Genomic DNA, 236 nt, shown 5'->3' with positions numbered 1-236 from the left:
GCCAGACCGCCACCCTCGCCGCCGCCGAGGCGGCGCTGGCTGCCGATCTCGCCCGCCGCCTCTCCGGTCCGACGCTGCGCCTCTACCACACCGACGACGTGCGCGGGGTCGAGATCGGCGGGGCCGGCAAGAACGTGCTGGCCATCGCCTGCGGGATCGTGGCCGGCCGCGGCCTCGGCGAGAGCGCCCGCGCCGCGCTGATCGCCCGGGCCTTCGCGGAGCTGATGCGCTTCGCC

General features: G+C 77.5%; 1 pseudogene. It reads left to right on the top strand.

What is annotated here, in order from left to right:
- Positions 1 to 236, top strand: a pseudogene (locus tag AX737_RS22410) (glycerol-3-phosphate dehydrogenase); the annotation flags it as partial.

Origin of the sequence: Methylobacterium sp. CCH5-D2 (genome assembly GCF_001556475.1) — a bacterium.
Lineage (GTDB): Bacteria > Pseudomonadota > Alphaproteobacteria > Rhizobiales > Beijerinckiaceae > Methylobacterium > Methylobacterium hispanicum.
Note: the sequence above shows the minus strand (reverse complement) of the source record. Positions and strands in the feature narration are given on the sequence as shown.